The sequence below is a fragment of the Kitasatospora sp. NPDC088134 genome, from assembly GCF_044741705.1.
In the GTDB taxonomy this organism is placed as follows: domain Bacteria; phylum Actinomycetota; class Actinomycetes; order Streptomycetales; family Streptomycetaceae; genus Kitasatospora.
On the sequence record NZ_JBIUTD010000016.1, the window covers coordinates 146,578 to 169,068 of the forward strand.

The following is a 22,491-nucleotide window of genomic DNA, read 5'->3' on the forward strand; positions in this document are numbered from 1 at the left end:
ACCCCGCACATCCACGCCACGCCCGCACCCCGCCCCGCCCGGCTCGCCGCGCCGCGCGCACCCAGCGGCGCCGCGGATTCGGGGACCTCGGGATCTACCGCCCGGTAGGGGGATGTGGCAGTCTGCGGCCATGGCACTCGCTGAAACCGCCGCGACCAGCGGCACTGTCTCGGACCGGGCCCGTTACGACCGGGCGACGGCGCACCTGGACGCGCCGGTGGCGATCGTGGACCTGGCGGCGTTCGACGCCAACGCGGCGGATCTGGTGCGGCGGGCGGCGGGGAAGCCAATCCGGGTGGCGTCGAAGTCGGTGCGGTGCCGGGCGCTGCTGGAGCGGGTGCTGGCCCGGGAGGGCTTCGCGGGGGTCATGAGCTTCACGCTGGCGGAGTCGATCTGGCTGGTGCGCTCGGGGTTCACGGACGTGCTGCTGGCGTACCCGTCGGCGGACCGGGCCGCGTTCGGGCGGCTGACGGCGGACCCCGAACTGGCCCGGCAGATCAGCGTGGTGGTGGACGACGTCGCACAGCTGGACCTGATCGACGCGGCCCGGGAGGGCTCGGCGACGGTGCGGGTCTGCCTGGAGCTGGACACCGCGCTGCACCTGCTGGGCGGCCGGGTCCGGGTGGGGGCGCGGCGCTCGCCGCTGCGCACGCCCGAGCAGCTCGGCCGGTTCGCCGAACTGGTAAACGCCCGCCGGGGGTTCGAGGTGGTCGGGCTGATGGCGTACGAGGGCCACGTGGCGGGGGTCGGGGACGCGGTGCCGGGGCATCCGCTGCGTTCGGCGGCGGTGCGGCTGATGCAGGGGAAGGCCCGCACGGAGCTGGCGGTGCGCCGGGCCGAGGTGGTCCGGCGGGTGCGGCAGGTCGCGGACCTGGAGTTCGTGAACGGCGGCGGCACCGGCAGCGTGGAGTCGACGGTCGCGGAGCGCGCGGTGACCGAGGTGGCGGCCGGTTCGGGCCTGTTCGTGCCCCGGCTGTTCGACAACTACCGTGCGTTCCAAGGGCGTCCGGCGGCCCTGTTCGCGCAGCCGGTGGTCCGGCGGCCGGGCGTGGGCGTGGTGACGGTGCTGGGCGGCGGCTACCCGGCGTCCGGCCCGGCGGGCGCGGACCGCTCCCCCGTCCCGTACCTGCCGGCGGGGCTGCGCTACGACCCGCAGGAGGGCGCGGGCGAGGTGCAGACGCCGCTGCTGGGCTCGGCGGCGGACGACCTGCTGATCGGCGACCGGGTCTGGTTCCGGCACGCCAAGGCCGGTGAACTCTGCGAACGCTTCCCGGAGTTGCACCTGATCGAGGGCGACGCCGTGAGCGCCGCCGTCCCGACCTACCGCGGCGAGGGCCACACCTTCCTCTGACGCGCCGTCAGCAGTGGCAGGACAGGTCCAGCAGCACGAGTTCCGGGTCGAGGGCGTCCAGGTACGCGTTGGCGTCCCGCAGGTAGTCGTCGTCGCGCTTGTCGGTCCAGGTGCCGTCGAGCCGCAGCAGTGCGTACCCGGGCACCGCGTCGGCGCGGGCGCGTGCGACGTTCCCGGCCCGGTCCTCGGTGAACCGGAACGGCCAGTCCAGCGGCGCTTCACCGCCGGCCGCCCACACGTCGTGCCGTTCCCCGGCCAGCCGCTCGTGCGCGGTACGCAGCGCCTCGAAGTCCAGCAGCCCGCGCGGGCCGCCGTCGCAGCGGTTGGCCAGGCCGGCGAGCAGGTCCCGCTCCGGGTCCACCTCCCGGTAGTCGTACGCGGCCAGGAGCGGATCTCCGGCGGCGGACGGGCGGTGCATCAGGCGCGGCCCCCCGTGGCGCAGACCGAGACCGTCCCATTCGCCCCGGGGGTTGCGAGTGCTGAGGTAGTACCCGCGTCCGGCGTCGTCGACGTGGAGGTGGCCGTCGTCCTCGGGGGACCATCCGGTGCGGGCGTTCATCAGATCGGCGACCTCGCGCCAGCCGAGGCCCTCCCGGTTCGGCAGGAGGCCGCGCTCCTGGTTGGCCCGCACCCAGTCCACGGTGTTCGGGTCCGCCGGCTCGTAATCCCGGTACTCGGGCACTTCGCGCTCGCTGAAGAACGGCATCATCGCGGCGGTCGCCGCCTTGCGGTACTGCTCGGGCGGCATCGGCGGCAGTACGACGAGCACGTCGAACGTGGACATCGGACGTTCCCTCTCTTCCTTCGGCTCACCGCATGCTGCCGAACGGAAGGGCGGCGGCGCATCCGGGTTTCGGGCGTGGCCGAGTTTCGGGCCCGGCCGTCCCGGGCCGCCACCGGGGTGCGGGAAAAAATCTTCGGGGAAATGTCGCGGGTCGTGTCGAGAACCCGTGGGCGGCTCCGTCCCAGGGGTGCGAGCGGCCACAATGGGACCGCCGGAACAGCTGGGAGTGAGAACGATGGCGAAGTACCTGCTGCTGAAGCACTACAAGGGGTCGCCGGAGCCGGAGGGCTTCGTGCCGATGGACCGGTGGACGCCGGAGGAGGTCGGCGCGCACATCCAGTACATGCGGGACTTCGCGGCGAAGCTGGAGGGGACCGGCGAGTTCGTGGACGCCCAGGCCCTGGCGCCGACCGGGACGTGGGTGCGGTACGACGGCGAGGGGCGGCCGCCGGTGACCGACGGGCCGTTCGCGGAGACCAAGGACCTGATCGCCGGCTGGATGATCATCGACGTGGACAGCTACGAGCGGGCCCTGGAGCTGGCCGGCGAGCTGTCGGCGGCGCCGGGCGCGGGCGGCGTGCCGATCCGCGAGTGGCTGGAGCTGCGCCCGGTGATGTCCGAGCCGCCGACCGTCACGGAGTGACCAGGATGGGGACGGGCGGGGCGGTGGACGAGGCGCTGCTGCGCGTGCTCACCCCGGAGGTGCTGGCCGTCCTGGTCCGCCGCGGAGCCGACTTCGCGGCGGCCGAGGACGCCGTCCAGGAGGCGCTGCTGGAGGCGTTCCGGTCCTGGCCGCAGGACGCCCCGCGCGACCCGAAGGGCTGGCTGGTCACCGTCGCCTGGCGGCGCTTCCTGGACGCGGCGCGGGCCGAGGCCGCGCGCCGCCGCCGGGAGGACCTGGTGGAGGAGCAGCCCGCGCCGGGCCCGGTGCCGGGCGAGGACGACTCGCTGCAGCTCTACTTCCTGTGCGCGCACCCGTCGTTGTCGCCGGCCTCGGCGGTGGCGCTGACGCTGCGCGCGGTCGGCGGCCTGACCACCCGTCAGATCGCCCGGGCGTACCTGGTGCCGGAGGCGACGATGGCGCAGCGGATCAGCCGGGCCAAGCGGACGGTGGCCGGGGTGCGGCTGGACCGGGCGGGCGACGTGTCGACGGTGCTGCGGGTGCTGTACCTGGTGTTCAACGAGGGCTACTCGGGGGACGTCGACCTGGCGGCGGAGGCGATCCGGCTGACCCGGCAGCTGGCCGCCCGGATCGACCATCCGGAGGTGTCGGGCCTGCTGGCGCTGATGCTGCTGCACCACGCCCGGCGGGCCGGCCGGATCGGCCCGGACGGCGGCCTGGTGCCGCTGGCCGAGCAGGACCGCTCGCGCTGGGACACCGCGGCGATCGCCGAGGGCGTGGCGGTGCTGCAGGCGGCGCTGGCCCGGGACCGGCTGGGCGAGTTCCAGGCGCAGGCGGCGATCGCGGCGCTGCACGCGGACGCGCCCGTGGCGGCGGAGACCGACTGGGTGCAGATCGTCGAGTGGTACGACGAGTTGGCGGCGCTGACGGACAGTCCGGTGGTGCGGCTGAACCGGGCGGTGGCGGTCGGCGAGGCGGACGGCGCCCGGGCCGGACTGGCCGCGCTCGCCGAGCTGGACCCCGCGCTCCCCCGGTACACGGCCGCGTCCGCGTACCTGCACGAGCGGGCGGGCGAGCTGTCGGTGGCGGCCGGGCTGTACGCGAAGGCGGCCCGGCAGGCCGGCGCGGCGGCCGAGCGGGACCACCTGGTCCGACAGGCGGCTCGGCTCAACACCCTTCTGCACGAAGGGCGTTGAGCCGGGAGCGAGCCCGCGGGGTCCGGCAGCGAGCCAGCGGGGTCCGGGGGCTGTTCAGCCGGGGCCTCAGGTGGTGGTGCCGCCGGTGGCGCCGCCCGGAGCCCCGGCCGCGCCGCCGGTGAAGTCGGCGATGCCCTGGACCAGGGCGTCCATCTGGTCGGTGCCGGGGGCCTTGTCGGCGATGTCGAAGCCCATGTGCACGGCGATCAGCGACTTGCCCTTCGCGGCCGGGAACACCACCGTCTCCACGTAGCCGCCGTTGCCCTTCGACACGTCGACCTGCCAGCGCACCAGGTAGCCGGAGCGGCCGGCCACCGTGACGGCCTCGCTCTTGACCTCCTTGTGCCCGGTGATCCCCTGGTAGGCGTCCTTGGCGGCCGCCTCGATGTCGCTCTGCGCGGCGGCCTTGGGGTCGGTGCCGTCGACCCGGCTGGTGTTCGCGCCGGCCAGCGAGCACTTGTCCGTGCCGTCCGGGCAGGTGTACTTGCCGGTCAGGACGGTGGCGTAGCCCTCGGTGGTGGTGCCGCCGTCCCAGCCGTTCAGGATCGGCAGCGCGATGCCGTTGACCAGGTCGACGGCCTGCTTGGCGCCGAGGCCCTTGCCGGAACCGCCACTGTTGCCGTTGCCGCCGGAGCCGCCGCTGCTGCCCGAGCCGCCGTTGCCGAAGCCGTTGCCGGAGCCGCCGTTCTTGCCCTGGCCGTTGCCGCCGCCCGTCCCGCCGCCGTTGCCGAAGCCGGGGATGCCGTCGCCCTGGCCGCCGTTCCCGTTGCCGCCGTTCCCGTTGCCGCCGCCGCGGTGGCGCTCGCCGGGGGCGGGGGTGGCGCTGGCGGAGCGGTCGTGGCGGCCGTCCATCGCCAGGTAGGTGACGCCGGAGCCGACCGCGAGGCCGATCAGCGCGGCCACCGAGGCAGCGATCAGCACCGGCTTGGACGGCCGGGGGCGGGGCGCCCGGCCCTGGGCCTGGTCGGTGTACGGGGGCAGCGGCGGGTAGTGGACGGCCTGGCCGGAGGCCTCCAGCACGGTGCCCTCGATGACGGTCGGCTGCCCGGCGGCCGCGGCCGCCGCGGTGTCCGCAGCGTCCACGACGGGGGGCGCGTCGGTCGGCGGGGTCGCGTCCGGGGCCGGGACCGCGTCCGGGGCCGCGTCCGGGGCCGGTGGCGTCGGCGACGGGGCCGGGCGGGTGCTGGCCGTCCAGCCCTTGCCGTCCCACCAGCGTTCGGGGCGGGGGTCGCGGTCGGTGTCGACGGGGTCCGGGTACCACCCGGCGGGAATCTGCTGCTCGCTCACGCATCCGACCCTAGGGGGCTGCGGATAAGCGGGAAATCAGCGCGGGGCCGGAAATCGGTTCCGAGCGATGAGATTCCGGTGAGAATCGCACGGCCGTGCCCGGCCGGGGCCGTTTCCCGTCCCCCGGGGGCGTGAAATCCGCTCCGCGCGCCGGACGGGGCGTGCGGGAGTGGTGGGTCGCGCGGCACCGGGTGGGACGGCACGGCAGAATGCCCGCCATGACCTCTCGCCCCGTGATCGGCATCAGCACCTGTCTCACCGACGCCGCCTGGGGGAGGTGGGACAGCATGCGCTCCGTACTGCTGTCCGAGCGCTACCCGGCGCTGATCCGGGCCGCCGGGGCGATCGCCGTCATGCTGCCGCCGGACGCCCCGGAGCACGCGGCCGCCGCCGTCGCCCGGCTGGACGGCCTGGTGATCTCCGGCGGCGAGGACGTCACCCCCGCGCTGTACGGCGAGTCCGCCCACGAGAAGACGGTGGCCAACGCCCCCGAGCGCGACCTGTGGGAGGCCGCGCTGATCCGCGCCGCACTCGCCGCCGGCACCCCGCTGCTGGGCATCTGCCGCGGCATGCAGCTGCTGAACGTGGTCTGCGGCGGCTCGCTGGTCCAGCACCTGCCGGACGTACTCGGCACGAACCCCGACGCGGTGAGCCACATCGGGGAGGTCGGCGAGTACGGGCGGCACGCCGTCCGCCCGGTGGCCGGCACCCTGCTCGCCGACCTGCTGCCGGAGCCCGAGGTGGTCGTCCCGACCTTCCACCACCAGGCGGTGGCCCGCCTCGGCGAGGGCCTGACGGCCTGCGCGCACGCGGCCGACGGCACCGTCGAGGCGGTCGAGGGCGCCGGGTTCACCCTCGGCGTCCAGTGGCACCCCGAGCAGGGCGAGGACCTGCGGATCGCCCGCGCCCTGGTCAACGCCACCCGCCTCGCCCCGCTCGGCACCACCCCGACCGCCCCGCCCGCCGCTCTCCCGACAGCCTGAGAACCGCGGCCCTCCCGGCGGCCCGAGAGGCGTCACCCTCCCGGCGGCCCGAGCGCCGCGGCCCTCCTGACGGTCCGAGGGCGTCCCGGGCCCCGGATCCGATCGACGCGCGCCGCCGACCGGGCCGGACGGGGCGCTACGGGAGCGGCAGGCCGGCCGCCGTGGTGAGGAGGACGCCGAGGCCGGCCGCGCCGAGCAGGCAGGGCACCACGCCGCGGCGCAGTCCGAGCAGCCAGCCGGCGGCCAGGGCCAGCACCGCGTACTGCCACGGGCGGTGCAGGGCGAGCGCCAGCGGGAGGGCCGAGCCGGCGATCGCGCCGATCACGGCCGGGCCCGCGCCGGTCAGGAAGTCCTGGACGGCCGGGTCGGCGCGCAGCCGGTCGAAGTGCGCCGCGCCGAACAGCACGAACAGGAAGGACGGGGCGAAGGCGACGGCCGCGGCGAGCAGGCCGCCGAGGACGCCCGCCGCCGCGTAGCCCACCACGGCGACGGTCTGCACCACCGGCCCGGGGGTGATCTGGCCGAGCGCGACGGCGTTCAGGAACTGACCGTCCGTCATCCAGTGGTAGCGGTGCACCGCGTCCTGCTGCATCAGCGGGATGATCACGAAGCCGCCGCCGTACGACAGCGCGCCGACCTTGAACGCCACCCAGGCCAGCGCGCCGAGTCCGCCCGTGGCGGTCGAGGCGGCGAGCAGCGACGGCAGCCCGAACCGCGGACGGCCCTGGCCCGAGTCACTGCCGCCCTCCGGCCCCCCGTCGTGGCCCTCATCCTCCGCTCCCCCGTCGTGGCCCTCATCCTCCGGTCCCTCGTCCGGACGGCCCAGCGCGCTGTCGCCCGTTGGGCTGGTTCCGCGGGTCCGGCGGCGGAAGGCGATCTCGGCGGTCCCGGCGGCGATCAGCACCAGCACCAGCCAGGGGCCGGTGAGGATCGCGGCGGCCGCGCCGCACAGCAGGTAGGCGTACCAGCGCAGCCGGGCCCGGCCCGGGCCGGTGCGCTGCAGGCTGGCCGGGACCAGGGTGCTCGCGGCCTGGAGCGCGACGGCGGCGACCGCCGCGCCCGCCCCGGCGGCGGCGCCGAGCACCCAGCGCGGCGGGTCGGCGGCCAGGAACAGCGTGGACAGCAGCAGGATCAGCAGCAGGCCCGGGAGGATGAACGCCGCACCGCCGACCAGGGCGCCGGCCGTGCCGCGCAGCCGCCAGGCGGTGAAGATCGCCAGCTGGGTCGAGGCCGGGCCGGGCAGCAGGTTGGTGGCGGCGATGCCGTCCTCGAACTCGCTCGCGGCGATCCAGCCGCGCCGCTCCACGCAGAGCCGGCGCAGCAGCAGGATGTGCGCGGGCGGCCCGCCGAAGCCCAGCACGCCGATCCGGCCCCACTCCTTGGCGATCACCGTCAGCGGCACCCGCTCCGCCACCTGCTCCGCCATCCGCTCCCCCTCTGTCCCTCTGAGCCTCTGGCCCTCTGGCCCTCTGGCCCTCTGGCCCTCTGGCCCTCTGGCCCTCGAAATCCTGCGCGACCTGCGCGAATGCGGGGCGCACCCTACCGGACCCGGATGGCCCACAGGGGAACGACAACGGTCACCAGTGCAGCCTTTGGATCTTCCTCCGAATTGGGGTTCACTTCCGGTGCGGACACCAGAAGCGGAGGGACACCGATGGCCGGGCACGCGCACGACCACGAGCACGAGCACGGGGGCCACGACCACGAGGGCGCCGGCCACGGGGGCACCGGCCACGCCGGGCACAGCCACGCGGTGTCCGCGGACGCGGACCGCAAGTGGCTGTGGAGCGCGCTGGTCCTGCTGGTGGTCTTCATGGCGGGCGAGGTGGTGGTCGGTTTCGCCGCCCGGTCGCTGGCCCTGATCTCGGACGCGGCGCACATGCTGACCGACGCCGCCTCGATCGCGCTGGCCCTGGTGGCGATGCGGCTGGCGGCCCGGCCGGCCCGGGGCGGCTACACGTACGGGCTGAAGCGGGCGGAGATCCTGTCGGCGCAGGCGAACGGCGTGACGCTGCTGGTGCTGTCGGCCTGGCTGGGCTACGAGGCGGTGACCAGGCTGATCTCGCCGCCGGCCGTCGAGGGCAAGCTGGTGCTGGTGACGGCGCTGGTGGGCGTGGTGGTGAACGTCGCGGCGGCCTGGTGCATGTCGAAGGCGAACCGGTCCTCGCTGAACGTGGAAGGCGCTTTCCAACACGTCCTGACCGACCTGTACGCGTTCATCGCCACGGCGGTCGCGGGCGCGGTGGTGCTGTTCACCGGTTTCGTCCGGGCGGACGCGATCGCCTCGCTGGTGGTGGTGGCGCTGATGCTGCGGGCCGGGGTCGGGCTGGTGCGGGACTCTGCGCGGATCTTCCTGGAGGCCGCGCCGGCCGGGATCGACCCGGACCGGGTGGCGGACCGGCTGGTGGCAGTGGAGCAGGTGGAGGAGATCCACGACCTGCACATCTGGGAGATCACCTCGAACCAGCCCGCGCTGTCGGCGCACATCCTGGTGACGCCGGGCGGGGACTGCCACGCGGTGCAGCGCGAGCTGCAGCGGCGGCTGCGCGAGGAGTACCGGATCACCCACGCCACCCTGCAGGTCGACCACGTCGGCGAGAGCGACGCGGACGGGCTGCTGCAGATCGCCCCGAGCAGCGCGGCCGCCGCCGCTGCCGCCGCTGCGGTCTCGGCCGGGGACGAGGCGCGCGAGCACTGCGCGGACGCGCACGGCCCGGTGCACCGCGCGGGCCCGCACGAGCACTGAGCCCGCCAGCCCCTCCCCTTCCCCCTTCGCGTCCCGCCCGGTGACGGTGCATCAGCACCGGACTGTCGGCGGGATGCGGCATGATCGGGGGGTGACCGCACCGACCGCGCCCGCCGCGCCTCGCCTGATGCTGCTGGACACCGCCAGCCTCTACTACCGCGCCTACTTCGGCGTCCCGGATTCGCTGCGCTCGCCGCAGGGCGAGCCGGTGAACGCGGTGCGCGGCCTGCTGGACTTCATCTCCCGCCTGGTCCAGGACCACGGTCCGGACGAACTGGTCGCCTGTACGGACGCCGACTGGCGGCCGCAGTGGCGGGTCGACCTGATCCCCACCTACAAGACCCACCGGGTCGCGGAGGCAGCGGTGGCCGGCGAGGAGGAGGTGCCGGACACCCTCGCCCCGCAGATCCCGGTGATCGAGCAGGTGCTGGACGCCCTGGGTATCGCCCGGGTCGGCGTCCCCGACTACGAGGCCGACGACGTGATCGGCACCCTCGCCACCCGCGCCACCGGCCCGGTCCAGATCGTCACCGGCGACCGGGACCTCTTCCAACTGGTCGACGACGCCCGCGCGGTGACGGTGCTGTACCCGGCCAAGGGCATCGGCGCGGCGCAGACCGTGAACGACGCGGCCCTGCTGGAGAAGTACGGCGTCCGCGGTTCCTCCTACGCGGACCTCGCGGCCCTGCGCGGCGACGCCAGCGACGGCCTGCCGGGCGTCAAGGGCATCGGTGAGAAGACCGCCACCCAGCTGATCCAGGAGTACGGCGACCTCGCGGGCGTCCGCGCCGCCGCCGCCGACCCGGCCTCCAAGCTCACCCCGGCCCGCCGCCGCAACCTCCTCGAGGCCGCCCCGTACCTGGACGTCGCCCCCACCGTCGTCCAGGTCGCCAAGGACGTCCCCCTCCCCGCCTTCGACCCCGCCCTCCCCCGCGAGGCCCGCGACCCGATGGCCCTGGAGTCCCTCGCCACCCGCTGGAACCTCGGCACCTCCCTCACCCGCGTACTGGAGGTGCTCACCACCCGCTGAGGTACTGGTCGTCTTGACGACAGCAACGGCCCGGGGATGCTCCAGGCACCCGCAACGGCAAGGCCATGACGCTCCTGTGGTCGATCTCAGTCTGGGGACAACCCTCCCCGGAACGGCATGATCCCGGGCCGGATGAATGCGTGTGACGGATGTTCACAGCCGAGGCGGCCTGGTCTGTGCCGTCTCGTCCTCGTCCGTGGCGAGTGGCAGAACGTACTCGCCGGCCAGGCGCGCGAGATGGAGCGGGAGCGGGCGAGCAAGTGGCGGGTAGTCGTCGTGGTAGCGGAGTTGATGGGCCAGGGTGGCCCACTCCGCCGGGCGGTCCGCTGTGGCACCGGACCGCCCGGAATCAGCGAGGGCCTGCTCCGAGAGGCAACCGAGCACTGTCATCTCCAGGAGTGCCGGGTTCCAGGCGGTCCTTCCGGGTGCGGTTCGGCATTCGGTGGTCGGCACGAGCTTCATCAGCTCCTTCGACACGCCCGCCGCCGTATGCGGCCTACTGGTGATGCTGGCGAAGACCCGGTTGTCCGGAACATCGGATGCCCAGACGCCTTCCGCGAAGCCGACTTTCCCCGACGAGTCGCATGCGTACCAGTCGGCGACCTCGCCCCGCCCGTTAGCGTCCCGGACGAGCACAATTCGCAGGTCGGGCCCGTAGACCGCGACCCGCTGGTCCGGTCCCGTTCCGAAACCCAGCTCATCACGGATCAGCGCGCCGTTGCGCAACCGCGGCCAGCACTGACGGAAGTTGGCGGCACTGGCCAGCAGCAACGTCGGCCGCTCGCGCAGTTGGAAGAGGATGGCGCGGATCTGGCGCTCCGCCTCGGCCTGCCACTGCTGCTCGATGCCTTGGTCGCCGTATCCGCTGTTGTTCGCCTCGGTCGAGGCATCAGCGAGTGCCAGCAGCAGTTGCGGGTACGGCACCCACTCGGCCCGCTCGGCGTCCCAGCCCTCGATGGCTCCGGCATCGTTGTCGGGCCTCATCCGCACGGCTACGATCCGGCGGACCGGGCACCGTGTCGGTCCTTTCCTGGTGTAGCGGACCAGCCAGAGCGCGGCGTACTGGAGATCCCCCGGGATACCAGTACCGACGCGGTGTGCGGGCGGGCTGATCGCTCCGAGTTGGCGGAAAGCGTCCAGCCAGGTCCACTTCGCCCGGTGCTCCAGGGCCGCCGTGTCGTCGTCCGCCTGAGTGATGAACTGGGCCAGACGCCCTTGGCGGGCCCAGGCGAGCCTCAGCGCGTGTTTGGGGTCCGAGTCCGCTGCGACGGCGAACCGGCCCTTCCCTGCGATCTCGGCGATCACGACGCCGACATGCGCCGACAACGGACCGACCGAATCGGCGAGCAAGGCACAACGGCCTGTGATCGCCTCCGCCAGTCGGACAGCCCGGCGTCGCTTCCGGTCCCTGGAGATCGGCAAGGGCTGGGCCAGTTCCCCGGCAGGCCGGGTACGGACCCTGAGCCGGATGCCGTCGGCCTGCCACTGTCGGCTGTCGTCCGTGGCGACCCCGCTGCCGGGCGGCAGGCCGAGGACGGCAGGCAGTGCGTCGAGCAGGGCATCCCGGGTCTGCGGCGTCTGCCAGACGATCTCGACATCCAGTGAGCGGCCGTCCAATGCACGGGCAAGCGCCGTCCGGCGCAACATGGCCTTCTGTGCCTCCCGGGTGTCCGGTTCGGTTGCCTTGACCGAACGCGGTAGCAGAGAGGGGGTGTTGTGCCTGGTGACTCGACCGAGGTCGCCCACTCTTCGCAGCATCGGCCGCAGTCGTTCCTCCACCCAGGCATCCAGCTGGGACCGCTCCCGCGGCATCAGTCCGGAGCCGACCTCGTGCGGCCCGAGCGCAGGGTGGTAGAGGATTCCGGCTGCCAGCCCGCGCTGTCCGAGGAGCCACTTCTCGGGTGCCTCGAACAACTCGTCCGGTTCCGGGTACTTCCGGATGATGTCCAGCTCGGGCAGTAGTAGCGCGGGACTGCGGCGGCGCCAGACGAGTTGCTTGGCCCGCCGGTCGAACCCCAGGACGTTCTCGGCAATCCGGTGGCCACGCTCCTGCTCCTCGGACCAGGGCAGCGGGGCATCGAGCAGGACCGTGGCCCCGCTGAGCTCACGGGGGGTCACCTCCAGGTGAGTGGCCCACCTGCGCACACCGATGGCAATGTGGACACGGAACCGCGGGGTGAAGGGCACAGTCTGCACCGTGATGGTCAGACACGCCGAGTAGTACCAGGTCCGCCCCCGGCGCTCGTACTGCTGCGGCGGCCAGGAAACCAGTTCGACGCCCTTTGCGGAACTCACGACGCGGAAGTGCAGCACTGCGCCACGAGTCCGGTACGGACTGTCGGCGAGCCGGAAAGCGATGGCCTCCGGGAGCAAGTTGTAGAGCCGCCGCAATGGCTCTGCGGTGCCTCCCGCCGAGACCACTGTCTCAGTGAAGTCGACGCACTCGGTCTCCCAACTCGGAAGCGACACTGCGGCGGCTCCGGGGGCAGCCAGCAACTCGTCCTCCAGTTCCTCGTCGTCACCCTCGTCGAGGCCGGCCAGCTCTGCCGCCCAAGTCCCGAGTACCGGCGCCAGAACCTCCTGCGGCACTGCCTCCGATGCGTACAGCCAAGGCAGTTGACCATCAGCTCCGGCGTTACGCCCGGTGGCGAGCACTCCGGGAGCGGTTGCCCGGAGCAGGGAGTTGAGGCGGTACACGGGGAGCCGAACCGGGTTCTCCGCGCCACGGGCCAGCTGTTGACGGCGGACGAGTTCGGCGTGGAGGTCGTCACCAAGCCGGAGTACCTGCAGGGTTTCCTGCCACGCACCGTGCGCGGGATCAGGTTCGTACGCCACGGTACGGATCGTTCGATACATCGTTTTCCTTTCCTCGTACTGATCGGGAGCGCGACCCACCGGTCACGCCGTGGGCAAGGGCCGTGTCAGGCAGCGGCCCAACATGCTTCGTAGCGGGGCGTAGAGGGCGCGTGCGATGAACTGCTCGTCCTCGGGTCGTGCGCCGCTCTCGAAGTAGGGGTCGAGCACGTCGAGGATGCTGTACAGCAGGCTGGTCTGCGGGCTGTCCGGGGTCGGGGGGCTGGCCGCACGGCCGGGTGCGAAGGCCGCATCGACGAAGACCACCCGGGCCGGTACCCCACCACGCACCAAGCGGCCGATCACCTGCCACATCAGCACCAGGATGTCCCAGGTGATCTGTTCCCGGTCATCACCCAGCCGGCTCCAGGCCGTGGAACGCCTCAGCAGTCGGTACCAGTGCGACCGCGCTCGGCGCCGCACCTCCTCGGCGCCCGCCTCGATCGTCGCGCCCGCGGCCACCCACCGTGCGAAGTCCCCGTCCTGCTGCGCCCGCACGATCCAATCGTTGACTGCGTGGACCGCGAGGGACAGGTCATCGGGGTGCGGGTTGGGCCTGGCGAGGAAGTAGACGGTCCCGATCGCCGCCACGGCATCGTCGTTGAGGATGTTGTGACCGCGCTCGACGGCCAGCAGCGGTGCGACCAGAACGTCCGCATTCAGATCCTTGAGGTGTTCCACGTCGCTTCGCCGCAGGACTCGCGCGCGGTGCGCGAACGGGGCCTCGTCGTCCTCGTCGATCTCCTGGTCGTCCGACACCAGGCACAGCGCCCGGTTCCGCCACCGGGGGTTGAGGTTGTGCAACGCGTCGGCGACCACCCGGGCTTCCTCATAGCTGCCGACCAGGAGCAGGATCTGATCGCGTCCGGGCGGCAGCGACAGGAGTTCCTTCTCCAGCGGACCGCCGTTCTCCACCTCGTCGACCCCGGCACCGAGCCAGTCGACCAGACGCCGCAGTTTGGCCGGCCGCTCCTCGGGATCGGTCCCGGAGATCCGCATCTTCTGGTCGCCGTCCTCGAAGAACTCGATGCGCATCTCGCTCTCGTCGGCGATCCGTTCCATCACCATCGGATCCGGCTCGATGATCACACCGACCGGTACCGCAACGTGGTACCGGCTGGAGCGGCCCGCCCAGCTGCTTCCGGACATCAGGAGCACGTGGGAACCCGACCGACCGTCGACCGAAGGCAACAGTGGCATCGCCCGCAGCAGTTCCCGTCCGACGCCGCTGCAGCGGAAGAAAACCAGGTCACCGCTGCGCACGCCCTCGCCGTCCTCACCGGGGACCCGGAACTGGAAACCGAGCACGTTGCCCATCGGCGCTTCCGGGACCATCGGCCCGTAATCGAACGGCCTGCGGTACATGTCGTTGAAGCTCAGGCTGAGGGCCGCCTCGACCCGGGGCCACATGGTGTTGATGACCGCGAGCCGCCGTTCGAGGGCGCTCAGGAGCAGCGTGAACTCGAAGCGGTCGGCCAGTTCCTCGAACCACTGCTCGGGAGTCTGGGGCGGCGGTGGCTCTTCGCCGCCCCGCTTGCGGTCGCGGTTCCTGCGCTTGTACTCCGCCACCTCCTCCTGCCACTTCGTCACGCGCTCCTCGTACTGCTTCCGCTGCTCGTCCTGGAATCGCTCGTCGAGCTGGAAGCGGGCTTCCATCACCTCCATGAGCGATTCCCTGGTCTTCTCCGGGTTTCCGGTGTGCAGCAGCTCGTTGAGCAGGGCCGTGAGATCAGTGAAGTCCTCCTCGGTGTGTCGGGTGCGGTCGCCGAAAGGGTTGTCACGGAACGCGTCGAAGAGGTTTCCCAGTGCCTCTCGTGGACCTCGGCCGAGCTGCTCGGTGTCGCCCTCGTCGAGCGGGTAGCGCTGGTCGAGCAGGCCGAGTTGCAGGGTCCAGGCACTGAAGAAGCCGAACCGTATCCACTGGCGCAGCCGGTACTGGGCGACGAGCATGGCGTGGAGCTTGTCCGTGGCCGCCACGACGGTGTTCAGGGCACCGCAGAAGACCGCCACATCCCGGTCGGAGAGCTGGGTCCTGCCACTGGCCGCGAGCTCGCGGATCTTGTGACTGTTGAGCCAGTCGATGAACCCGCGCTGTTCGTCCGCCGCGAGCAGGACGGCCGGGGCGAAAATCTGGTCCAGGTGCATCTGCACCCGGTCGGCCTCGTCGACGATCACCAAATCGCTTCGGCGACAGGCGAGTTCGAGGTAGCGTATGCGCTCCCCGTTCTGCGGACGCGGCGGAGAGGAGTCGACCAGGCTTGGCAGCGTCGCCACCCAGATGAGTGCGTCGACCAGCAATCGGGACGCGTGGTGCCTGGGGCAGAGCGACCAGTAGGGGCAGGCGAGCGACTGCTTCTGCCATTCCGATCCCAGCGCACGCTTGGGCCCGCGCTTGGACGAGGTCGGGGGCCTCAATCGGGAGCACGGTGCCTCACCGAAGGCCAGGGGCTCTCCTGAGGCTGCACCGACTCTGGTGTTCAACAGGCACGACGTCCCCAGATAGGCGAAGGCCGGGTCGTCGTGGGCCAGCAGTCGCTGCTCGCCCCGGCCCGCCCATCTGCGGTGCAGTCCTTGGGCATGGCGTTCGCGTCCGTTGGCGCCGAGCACAGGGGCTGCCGCGCCGTCGGTGTACAGGTTGTACAACTCGACGAGCTTGAGGACTTCGGCGACATCGGGCACCGCAACAGTGGTTCGCTTACCGAGGTGGGCGAGATGGACCGCGATCACGTCACGCAGGGTGCTCTTGCCTGCTCCGACAATGCCGAGCAGGTGCTGGAGGCCGTCCACTGTGAACTCGTCGGCCGCCTGGAATGTGCCGACTTCTGCGGTGGACAGCTCGAAACTCCGGAGCCGCCGCTCCCATTCGGGAGACTTACCGGACTTGGCCCGCGCGTGGATGGCGTCCATCTCCGCAGCAGTACGCCTGAGGTCCGCCATCCGGAAGGTCAACCGCTCACCACCGCCGGCCGGCCCGAGGTCCAGGTCGTGGGCGACCAACGGCGTCCTGGGTACCTCGGGCAGTTCGACCACCGCCATCGCCCGACTGACCGGAAAACCGAAACGGCCGGGCTCCGCGACCTTCTGCTGGGAGCCCGCCAAGGGCGGGGCCTTCTGCAGGAGGCCGTCATAGACCTGCCAGCGCTGCTGCCCGATCTCGACCTCGCAGCGAGTCGCCGGGCTCTGGGGGTCCGTCACCTCGTAACCGCGAAGCGCGGGGTCAGTGCGCTGATAATGCTCCAGGGCTTCCTGCCAGGTCCGCTTGCGGCCCAGTATCCACAGCGAATATCGGGCCACCCGGAGGACCCGTTCGGCGTCCTGGGGCAGATCGGCCAGATAGGCTTTCGCGAAGCCGTACCCGCTGAAAAGCACCCAGGCGTGGGCTGCCGGGGCCGCCGGCATCAGGCGCTGCTGCAGGTACAGGCCGAGTTCAACCTGGCAGAAGTACTCCACGGCCGGTGCACGCATGCGCGTTCCGGGGAACTGCCGGAATTCACGGGCCAGTTCATGCAGAGGTGAAGTCAGGCTACGCATGGGTATCCCCCCGGTCGTCAGTACGGTGGCCATTGATCCGTCGGGCCAGGTCCTGCGGGTCACTGAGCAGCACATGCTCCCTCAGCTCTTCGGGGAGCGACGCTGTGAACGCCGTACGGAAGTCGACGGACCTTGCGGACCGTTCGGGGACGACCACTGCGGCCGGCCCTTGCAGGCGGTCTGCCAGTTCGACGAACCGGCAGGCCAGGAGCACCGGTTGGACCCGGTCGTAGAAGTGGACCGAGTGCACCCTCGTTCCCGGGGTGCGTACCCGGTACGAACCGAGCTCTCCGGGCACCGCCTCATAATGGATTCCGACGGCCTCCAGGTTCTTCAGCCCCACTCGCTCGACAGCGGACGACAGTGCGAGGAAGACCCGCAGCGAACGCCGTAGCAGCAACGACTGGTCCGGATCGCGGACCAGTTCCATCCGTTCTCCCTCCGGGCAGACCTCGCCCTCGCACCAGGTCCGCGGGCCCGCGACCGGCGCTCCGTATTCCGGGGCACGACGCCCACCGAGCAGGGCCGGCAGTCGGCAAGTGCCGCAGCGCAAGAACGTGCCCGCGACCACCAGGGATTCGGGCAACGGCTGGTAAAGGTCCCGGACCCGGGTCCAGACCGCTTTGCTCCATCCACGGTCGAACCGGTCCCTCCGGTGGACCACGGCACGCTGGACCAGGAACTGGCGGCTTCTGCGGTACTGGTCGTCGTTCTTGCAACGCCCCGCCAGATCGGCCAGCAGGGCCAGGGCCTCCTGCTCCACGCCTCCCGACTGCTCGTGGGAGGTGAGTTCCAAGCAGGTACGGGTGGGCATGAGCCCCACTGGGTGGACCAGCGTCGCATCGCCATCGAGCAGGCCGACGGGCACCCCGAAGATCTGGTCCCCCAATGGACGCCGACGGCACCACTCCAGCAACTCCGGAACGCTGAAGGGCGGCTTCTCACCCAGGTCGAGACAGCGCAACACCATCTGGTCCAGCGACCGCTGGGCGAGCGACGGATAAGGCAATGCGAATGAGCGGAGGCTACCTAACTCGCTCGACGAGGCCACCACGGAAGCAAGTTGGCGGTACATGGCGTGTTCCGTACGCTCCGTCATGCGGTCTGTCCGATGGCTGACTTGGAACACCAGTGCGCCATCTCGCAACTCCCGCACGCCCGGCCGGGACGCGCCGGGTAGCGGTCGTCCTGCAGCCACCCGTCCACCAGGTCCTGCACGATCCGCTCCGCCGTGGCCCTGGTGGCCGCGGCGAAGGGGTCGATGACCTCCAGATCCGCGCCGCCCGGTCGCAGCACCTCCAACTCGATCCTCGCGCGGTCGGATGATCCGCCGAGGTCGCCGCGGGCCAGCAGGAGGGTGGCAAGGGCCAACTGCGGGTACCGTTCCAGCAACGGGCGATTCGAACCGCTCCGATAGGACGAGGTCTTGGTCTCTCGCCACACCCAGGAGCCGGCGTCCCGGTAGAGCAGGTCGGGCGCGGCGATGACGATCACGTCGGCTTTGGTGTCGTGGCGGACCACGCGGGGTTCGGTCCGTACGTCGGCACCGTCCCGGGTGAGTCGCAATGGACAGACCGCGGCATGGTGGCGCAGCAACCGCGCACCGAGCGCGCGTTCGTCCGCCGGAAGGTCGTATCCGGGCGGCACCCATGCTTCGGGGATGTCCACCGTGCACGGACGCGCGGCCCCGGCACCGTGGCACCGGGCCAAGTACGCGTGCAGTGCCCGGCCGCGCTCGGCAGTCGGACCGTGCTCGACGGCATCCGCGGTCGGCAGGTGGAGCCTACGCATGTGGTCCCGCGCCGGGCAGATCCGGTAGTTGCGCCCGTTGGTGACCGACCAACTGCGCCGGGGCCGTCCGGCAGATTCGACCCCCAGCAGCTCCGGCGCGCGACGCAGGGCCGGACAGACAGCGAGGAACGGGCACTCGGCACAGGACGAACCCGGCCGGTACTCCTGGCCGTCCAGCACGGAAGCGAGTGCCGCCCGGCCTTTGGTCCGGTACAAGGTGCGGGCTTCCTCCGAGGTCCCGTCGAAGAGCGTACGCGGTGGACCGCCCAGTAGGGCGAACTCCACGATCCGCACCCGCTCCGGCAGAGGACCGGTCCCTCCTTCCGCGAGCACCAGGGCCGCTGCGGCCACGAAGCTCTCGGGCGGGTTCTCCTTCCGCAACTTGTTCACCGGAAGCCGGAGTTCGCGCACCTTGCCGTCGGCGGACCGCAACCGCCGTCCCCACACCGTCAGTCGGTACTCCCGGGCCTGCCACGGATCGTCGTCGCCCGGCCGGTGGCGGTAGATCCACGGTTCCTCGGCCTCGTGCAGAAGGGGTTCGGCAGAGTCCGCGGGGAAGGCGTCCCGATAGCTCGCCAGCCCGTGCGCCGACCACTGCCGCAGACCGTCGTGCAGTGGTCGGCGCGTCCCGGCGTCCGTCTCGAACGGCCATTCGCCATCGCAAGCACGCGCGTCGCAGGCAGCCATAAAAGGACCGAAAGTGAAGTGCTCCAACAGTTCGGGTGGTTGTTCCACGCTCCGGATCGGCCGGTATCCACGTGCCTTGAGGGCGTCGGCAGCCGGGCAGCGGAAATCGCCTCCCTTGAACATGCCGACGGATACTGTGATGACATCAGAGATCCGACGGACTCCGTCGGGCGGCAGCCATGAATCGATCATTCATTCCTCCTGATGAGAGAGTTGGTGCTCGTCGCCGACTCGGTCGGAGAAATCACGCACGGTCGGCACCTGTGCCCGGCCGGGGGAGTTGCCATGACGGAGCGTTCCGAGGAGATCGGCGACATCGAGTCGCACTACGACGTGCTGGAGCAGATCAGTTTCGACACCGGCCAAGGTGATCTCTACACGGGCCGGAGCAAGCTGACCGGCGAACAGGTGGCCATCAAAGCCCAAAAAGAACGACAGTTCGAATCAACTCGGCATTTCGCTTCCCTGGGCGAAGAGCTCACCACCGAAGGCACTCATACCTCTTACCTGTCGGAGGTGCCCGGCATCCCGAAACTGATCGCGCTGGGTGATTTCCGCGGGCGGAGGTGCCTCGTCATGGAGTACGTCGACGGGCCACCCCTGTCGGACGTGGTCTCCTTGTTCCGCCCGGTCCGAGACCCGCACACGGTGGCATCGGTCGTCGGCCAGCTCTGCGAGATCCTGGACGACGTCCACCGTCTCGGCTTCGTGCACCGGGACGTCAAACTCGACAACGTGATGGTGGAGTGGTCCGGCCGGCTCCGGCTCCTCGACCTGGGCATGGCCATCGACGCCGCTGTTCCCACGGAAATGGGCTGCGGAACCATGGGATACACGGCTCCTGAGCAACTCGGCGCGAGCGACAGCGGGGTGACCGCACAGGCCGACATCTTCGCCCTGGGCTGCATCCTGCTGGAGATGACGGTCATGCAGCTCCCGTACGGGGGGACTCGCAGCGGTATCACCGCGAAGAATCCGTCCGTGCTCCCTCCCGACCGACTCGCTGTCCTCCCCGCAGTCTTCGCCGAACTTGCCCTCGCCATGGTCGAGCTGAAGCCGGAAAATCGACCGACCACCGTGCGCGAGGTCTACCAGGGGCTTCGCGACCAGATACCCGTAGTAGGCTCCCCCGCACCCGGCAAACCGCTACGGCCGGACCCCACGGAGTACTACCGGAGCGTTCCGCACCGGTGGTGACCCGTCGCCCCGTCATCGCAGCGGCTCGATACGCCGCCGGGCTTCGGGTACACCGGCACCCCCCATGAACTCCCGCAGCATGACCACTCGCTCCAGTGCCGCCACCGCCTCCTCCCGACGCCCTGCGGCCACCAGGGCGTCGGCGTAGAACGATAAGATCTTCTCCTCGTTCGGCCAGTGCTCCTGCTTCCGGTATATCTCACAAGCCTGCTGGAACAGCGGGAGCGCCGCCTTGCGCTCCCGCCGGGCGAGGTGAACCTTGGCGAGGGTGTAGAGGACGTCGGCCAGGCCGACCTGGTCCGAGGTCGCCTCGACGACCAGCCGGGCGCTGCGGCAGACGGCGAGAGCTTCGTCCAGCTCGCCGCGATCGAGGTGGATCGTACCGATGCCGTTGAGTGCGGCAGCCTCTCCGACCGGATCCGCCAGGTCCCGGTACAGATTCAGGGCCGTGTAGTGGTGCTCCTCGGCCTCCGCCCAGTGCTGCTGCTTGCGCAGGGTGAGCGCGAGGGCGTGCAGGGAGCGAGCGAGGCTCAGTCGGCCGACCGCGCTGTCGTCCTGCGAGCTCAGGAGCACGGCCCGGTTCAGTTGCCCTCTGGCAAAGAGGTACTCGGCGCGCCGCCAGTTGGTTCCCGCCAGCATCCGGTACACCATCGCACGGTCGACGAGAGTCGCTGTGTGCTCTCGCTCGACCGCCTCCCGCGCGGCATCGAGCCCTTCCAGCGCGGCCGTAAGGTGGTGCCGACGCCACTGATAGGTCATCAGCGCCATCGGCAACAGCCAGACGTAGCGCTTCGCACCGCGCGCGATCGCAAGGCCGATGCAACTGCGGACCGTGTCGTACTCGGCGTCCAGCAATGCCATGGCCTGGTCCAGGTCATCGGGCTCAGCCACCGTGATGTCGTCCGGCTCTCCCACCGGGAGCATCCGCTCCCGGTCGAGCAACCGGTCGCAGGCCCGGACGTTCTGGAGCTGATGCTCCAGAACCTGCCGCACCGTCGCCTCCTCGAACTCCTGGCGCAGGCCGTGGGCCACCGGCTGAATCCGGTAGTGGGCAAAGTTCCGGACCAGATCGTGCAGCCGGTAGCGGTCGCCGCGCAGTTCGGCAAGGTTTGCCGCGACCAGTTCCTCCACCGCCCGGTCGGCGCGGATCTGCTCGCCGGCCAGACCGAGATCCATCACAGCGCCCCAACCGATACTGGGGCCGGGATGGATCGCGAGTTGCCAGAGCAGGCGCCGGGCCTCTGCGGAGAGGGCTCCGACCGAGAGGTTCAACGCCATCTCGACGGAGAGCTCGCCCTGCGGATCGCACAGGACCTCCAGCCTCCGCTGTTCCTCCTTGAGCTCCCTGGCCAGGGCGCCGATCGTCGCGAGCGGACGCGCCTCCAATCGTCCGGCGATCACGGTGAGCGCCAGAGGGTGACCGGCGCAGGACTTCGCCAGATCGGCGAACGGCTGGGCGTGGGTCATCCGGTCCTGCGGGGCGACCCGCTCCTGGAGCAGCGACACGGCCGCCTCGTCGTCCAGCCGTCCCACGGAACAGAAGTGGACGTCGTGTTTGGCTCGAAGATCACGGAGACTGCTACGGCTGGTGATGATCACCGCGCTGGTGCCGGCGCCCGGGAGCAGCGGCAATACCTGCCGGGCGTCACGGGCGTCATCGAGCAGGATCAGAACCGACCGCTGAGCGAGAGCCGATCGGAATGCGGTGGTCTTGTCGTCCAGACCGGTCACCACTGAATACGGCGGCAGCTCCGGCAGGAACCGGTCGAGCACGTGCTCCGGGTCTACGGGCGGCCTGTCCTCACCGGCGAAGCCGCGGAGCTCGGCGTACAGCGCGCCGTCGGGAAACCGGTCCCGCAGTTGCTGCGCGAGTTCCAGGGCCACGGTGGTCTTCCCGATGCCGGCCATGCCACTGATCACGATCACTGTCCCGTGACCCATCGCCTGGCGCTGCCGCACCGATTCCGCCATCGAACCAATCAGGTCGCTCCTACCGAGGACCCGCCGCCCGAGTGCCGGCAATTGGTTCGGCACTGGGACCAACGTCGTGGTCGACGGGCTGGACGCGTCCCCTCGGGCCCAGTCGATGACCTGTTGCAGAGCGGCGTTCGGCCTCCCGAACTGCTTCATCCACCGTTTGACAGTCTCCTCCAGTTCGGCCCGTGGCAGTTCCCGGCCGTAGGCGAGTAAGTAGTAGCGGAACGGCCATCGCTCAGCGGGCAGGCTCCGGTACCAGCGCTCTGCCTCACTGGACAGCAGCTTAATGTCATTGTCCCGCGTCAAGCAGTTGGCAGGTTTTCGGGTTCGGGAAAGTTGGGGACGAGCGGGTCCGCGGCGCCGGTGTGGACGTCGTTGGGCCGGTTCCAGGCCAGGGCCTCGTGGGGTCGGACGGTGTTGTAGTCGCGCCGGTAGTCCTCGGCGTGCCGGACGAGG

At 71.1% G+C, this 22,491-nt stretch carries 15 protein-coding genes; 7 read left to right on the forward strand and 8 right to left on the reverse strand.

Translation table 11 applies throughout. The features are described 5' to 3' along the window. The first annotated feature begins 130 nt into the window (after nt 1–130). Complete coding sequence (locus tag ACIOHG_RS24410; RefSeq protein WP_400953704.1) at nt 131–1,351, forward strand: alanine racemase; 1,221 nt, start codon at nt 131–133, stop codon at nt 1,349–1,351. Between the two features lie 7 nt (nt 1,352–1,358). Here the strand turns inward: ACIOHG_RS24410 and ACIOHG_RS24415 are convergent, their stop codons facing one another. Continuing rightward, nucleotides 1,359–2,135 carry a hypothetical protein gene (locus tag ACIOHG_RS24415; RefSeq protein ID WP_400953705.1) on the reverse strand — a complete coding sequence of 259 codons (777 nt, stop codon included), beginning with the start codon at nt 2,133–2,135 and terminating at the stop codon, nt 1,359–1,361. Nucleotides 2,136–2,370: 235 nt separating this feature from the next. On the opposite strand from ACIOHG_RS24415, the gene ACIOHG_RS24420 reads away from it, so the two are divergent. Both ACIOHG_RS24420 and ACIOHG_RS24425 read left to right on the forward strand, forming a co-directional pair. Then, nucleotides 2,371–2,778, forward strand: coding sequence for a YciI family protein (locus tag ACIOHG_RS24420; RefSeq protein WP_400953706.1), 408 nt, complete (start codon nt 2,371–2,373; stop codon nt 2,776–2,778). Between the two features lie 5 nt (nt 2,779–2,783). Then, nucleotides 2,784–3,953 (forward strand): RNA polymerase sigma factor, encoded by a 1,170-nt coding sequence (locus tag ACIOHG_RS24425; protein WP_400953723.1) that lies wholly within the window; start codon nt 2,784–2,786, stop codon nt 3,951–3,953. Between the two features lie 66 nt (nt 3,954–4,019). Here the strand turns inward: ACIOHG_RS24425 and ACIOHG_RS24430 are convergent, their stop codons facing one another. Next, a complete protein-coding gene (locus ACIOHG_RS24430; protein WP_400953707.1) occupies nt 4,020–5,240 on the reverse strand; it encodes a DUF2510 domain-containing protein in 1,221 nt (406 codons plus the stop codon). 218 nt (nt 5,241–5,458) lie between these two features. On the opposite strand from ACIOHG_RS24430, the gene ACIOHG_RS24435 reads away from it, so the two are divergent. Then, the gene (locus ACIOHG_RS24435) at nt 5,459–6,223 is read left to right on the forward strand and encodes a gamma-glutamyl-gamma-aminobutyrate hydrolase family protein (RefSeq protein ID WP_400953708.1); all 765 of its coding nucleotides are present in this window, start codon (nt 5,459–5,461) and stop codon (nt 6,221–6,223) included. A gap of 136 nt (nt 6,224–6,359) precedes the next feature. Here ACIOHG_RS24435 and ACIOHG_RS24440 read toward each other — a convergent pair whose 3' ends face one another. After that, nucleotides 6,360–7,649: a chromate transporter gene (locus tag ACIOHG_RS24440; protein ID WP_400953709.1), complete on the reverse strand. Its 1,290-nt coding sequence runs from the start codon at nt 7,647–7,649 to the stop codon at nt 6,360–6,362. 228 nt (nt 7,650–7,877) lie between these two features. On the opposite strand from ACIOHG_RS24440, the gene ACIOHG_RS24445 reads away from it, so the two are divergent. Next, entirely contained in the window at nt 7,878–8,969 is a 1,092-nt protein-coding gene (locus ACIOHG_RS24445) for a cation diffusion facilitator family transporter (RefSeq protein ID WP_400953710.1), read from the forward strand. Between the two features lie 127 nt (nt 8,970–9,096). Further along, nucleotides 9,097–9,999 carry a 5'-3' exonuclease H3TH domain-containing protein gene (locus tag ACIOHG_RS24450; protein WP_400953724.1) on the forward strand — a complete coding sequence of 301 codons (903 nt, stop codon included), beginning with the start codon at nt 9,097–9,099 and terminating at the stop codon, nt 9,997–9,999. Between the two features lie 153 nt (nt 10,000–10,152). Here the strand turns inward: ACIOHG_RS24450 and ACIOHG_RS24455 are convergent, their stop codons facing one another. The 4 genes from ACIOHG_RS24455 to ACIOHG_RS24470 all read right to left on the reverse strand — a co-directional run bounded on the left by ACIOHG_RS24455 (nt 10,153) and on the right by ACIOHG_RS24470 (nt 19,053). Then, the gene (locus ACIOHG_RS24455) at nt 10,153–12,834 is read right to left on the reverse strand and encodes a pPIWI_RE module domain-containing protein (RefSeq protein ID WP_400953711.1); all 2,682 of its coding nucleotides are present in this window, start codon (nt 12,832–12,834) and stop codon (nt 10,153–10,155) included. A 63-nt stretch (nt 12,835–12,897) separates the two neighbouring features. Beyond that, on the reverse strand, nt 12,898–16,416 hold the full coding sequence (locus ACIOHG_RS24460; protein ID WP_400953712.1) for a hypothetical protein: 3,519 nt from the start codon (nt 16,414–16,416) through the stop codon (nt 12,898–12,900). Then, nucleotides 16,376–17,482 carry a hypothetical protein gene (locus ACIOHG_RS24465; protein ID WP_400953713.1) on the reverse strand — a complete coding sequence of 369 codons (1,107 nt, stop codon included), beginning with the start codon at nt 17,480–17,482 and terminating at the stop codon, nt 16,376–16,378. The genes ACIOHG_RS24460 and ACIOHG_RS24465 overlap by 41 nt, the downstream gene beginning before the upstream one ends. Next, nucleotides 17,479–19,053, reverse strand: coding sequence for a PD-(D/E)XK nuclease family protein (locus tag ACIOHG_RS24470; RefSeq protein WP_400953714.1), 1,575 nt, complete (start codon nt 19,051–19,053; stop codon nt 17,479–17,481). The genes ACIOHG_RS24465 and ACIOHG_RS24470 overlap by 4 nt, the downstream gene beginning before the upstream one ends. 24 nt (nt 19,054–19,077) lie before the next feature. Between ACIOHG_RS24470 and ACIOHG_RS24475 the strand changes: the two genes are divergently transcribed. After that, a complete protein-coding gene (locus ACIOHG_RS24475; RefSeq protein ID WP_400953715.1) occupies nt 19,078–20,058 on the forward strand; it encodes a serine/threonine-protein kinase in 981 nt (326 codons plus the stop codon). A 12-nt stretch (nt 20,059–20,070) separates the two neighbouring features. On the opposite strand, the gene ACIOHG_RS24480 is transcribed toward ACIOHG_RS24475, so the two are convergent. Further along, nucleotides 20,071–22,341 (reverse strand): tetratricopeptide repeat protein, encoded by a 2,271-nt coding sequence (locus tag ACIOHG_RS24480; RefSeq protein ID WP_400953716.1) that lies wholly within the window; start codon nt 22,339–22,341, stop codon nt 20,071–20,073. Nucleotides 22,342–22,491 lie beyond the last annotated feature (150 nt).

Bases quoted from the DNA above. Each gene is read 5' to 3' on its own strand.
- ACIOHG_RS24440 (WP_400953709.1), bottom strand. From the start codon at position 7,649: ATGGCGGAGCAGGTGGCGGAGCGGGTGCCGCTGACGGTGATCGCCAAG.
- ACIOHG_RS24425 (WP_400953723.1), top strand. From the start codon at position 2,784: ATGGGGACGGGCGGGGCGGTGGACGAGGCGCTGCTGCGCGTGCTCACC.
- ACIOHG_RS24435 (WP_400953708.1), top strand. From the start codon at position 5,459: ATGACCTCTCGCCCCGTGATCGGCATCAGCACCTGTCTCACCGACGCC.
- ACIOHG_RS24465 (WP_400953713.1), bottom strand. From the start codon at position 17,482: ATGACGGAGCGTACGGAACACGCCATGTACCGCCAACTTGCTTCCGTG.
- ACIOHG_RS24450 (WP_400953724.1), top strand. From the start codon at position 9,097: ATGCTGCTGGACACCGCCAGCCTCTACTACCGCGCCTACTTCGGCGTC.
- ACIOHG_RS24420 (WP_400953706.1), top strand. From the start codon at position 2,371: ATGGCGAAGTACCTGCTGCTGAAGCACTACAAGGGGTCGCCGGAGCCG.
- ACIOHG_RS24415 (WP_400953705.1), bottom strand. From the start codon at position 2,135: ATGTCCACGTTCGACGTGCTCGTCGTACTGCCGCCGATGCCGCCCGAG.
- ACIOHG_RS24460 (WP_400953712.1), bottom strand. From the start codon at position 16,416: ATGGCCACCGTACTGACGACCGGGGGGATACCCATGCGTAGCCTGACT.
- ACIOHG_RS24410 (WP_400953704.1), top strand. From the start codon at position 131: ATGGCACTCGCTGAAACCGCCGCGACCAGCGGCACTGTCTCGGACCGG.
- ACIOHG_RS24445 (WP_400953710.1), top strand. From the start codon at position 7,878: ATGGCCGGGCACGCGCACGACCACGAGCACGAGCACGGGGGCCACGAC.
- ACIOHG_RS24470 (WP_400953714.1), bottom strand. From the start codon at position 19,053: ATGATCGATTCATGGCTGCCGCCCGACGGAGTCCGTCGGATCTCTGAT.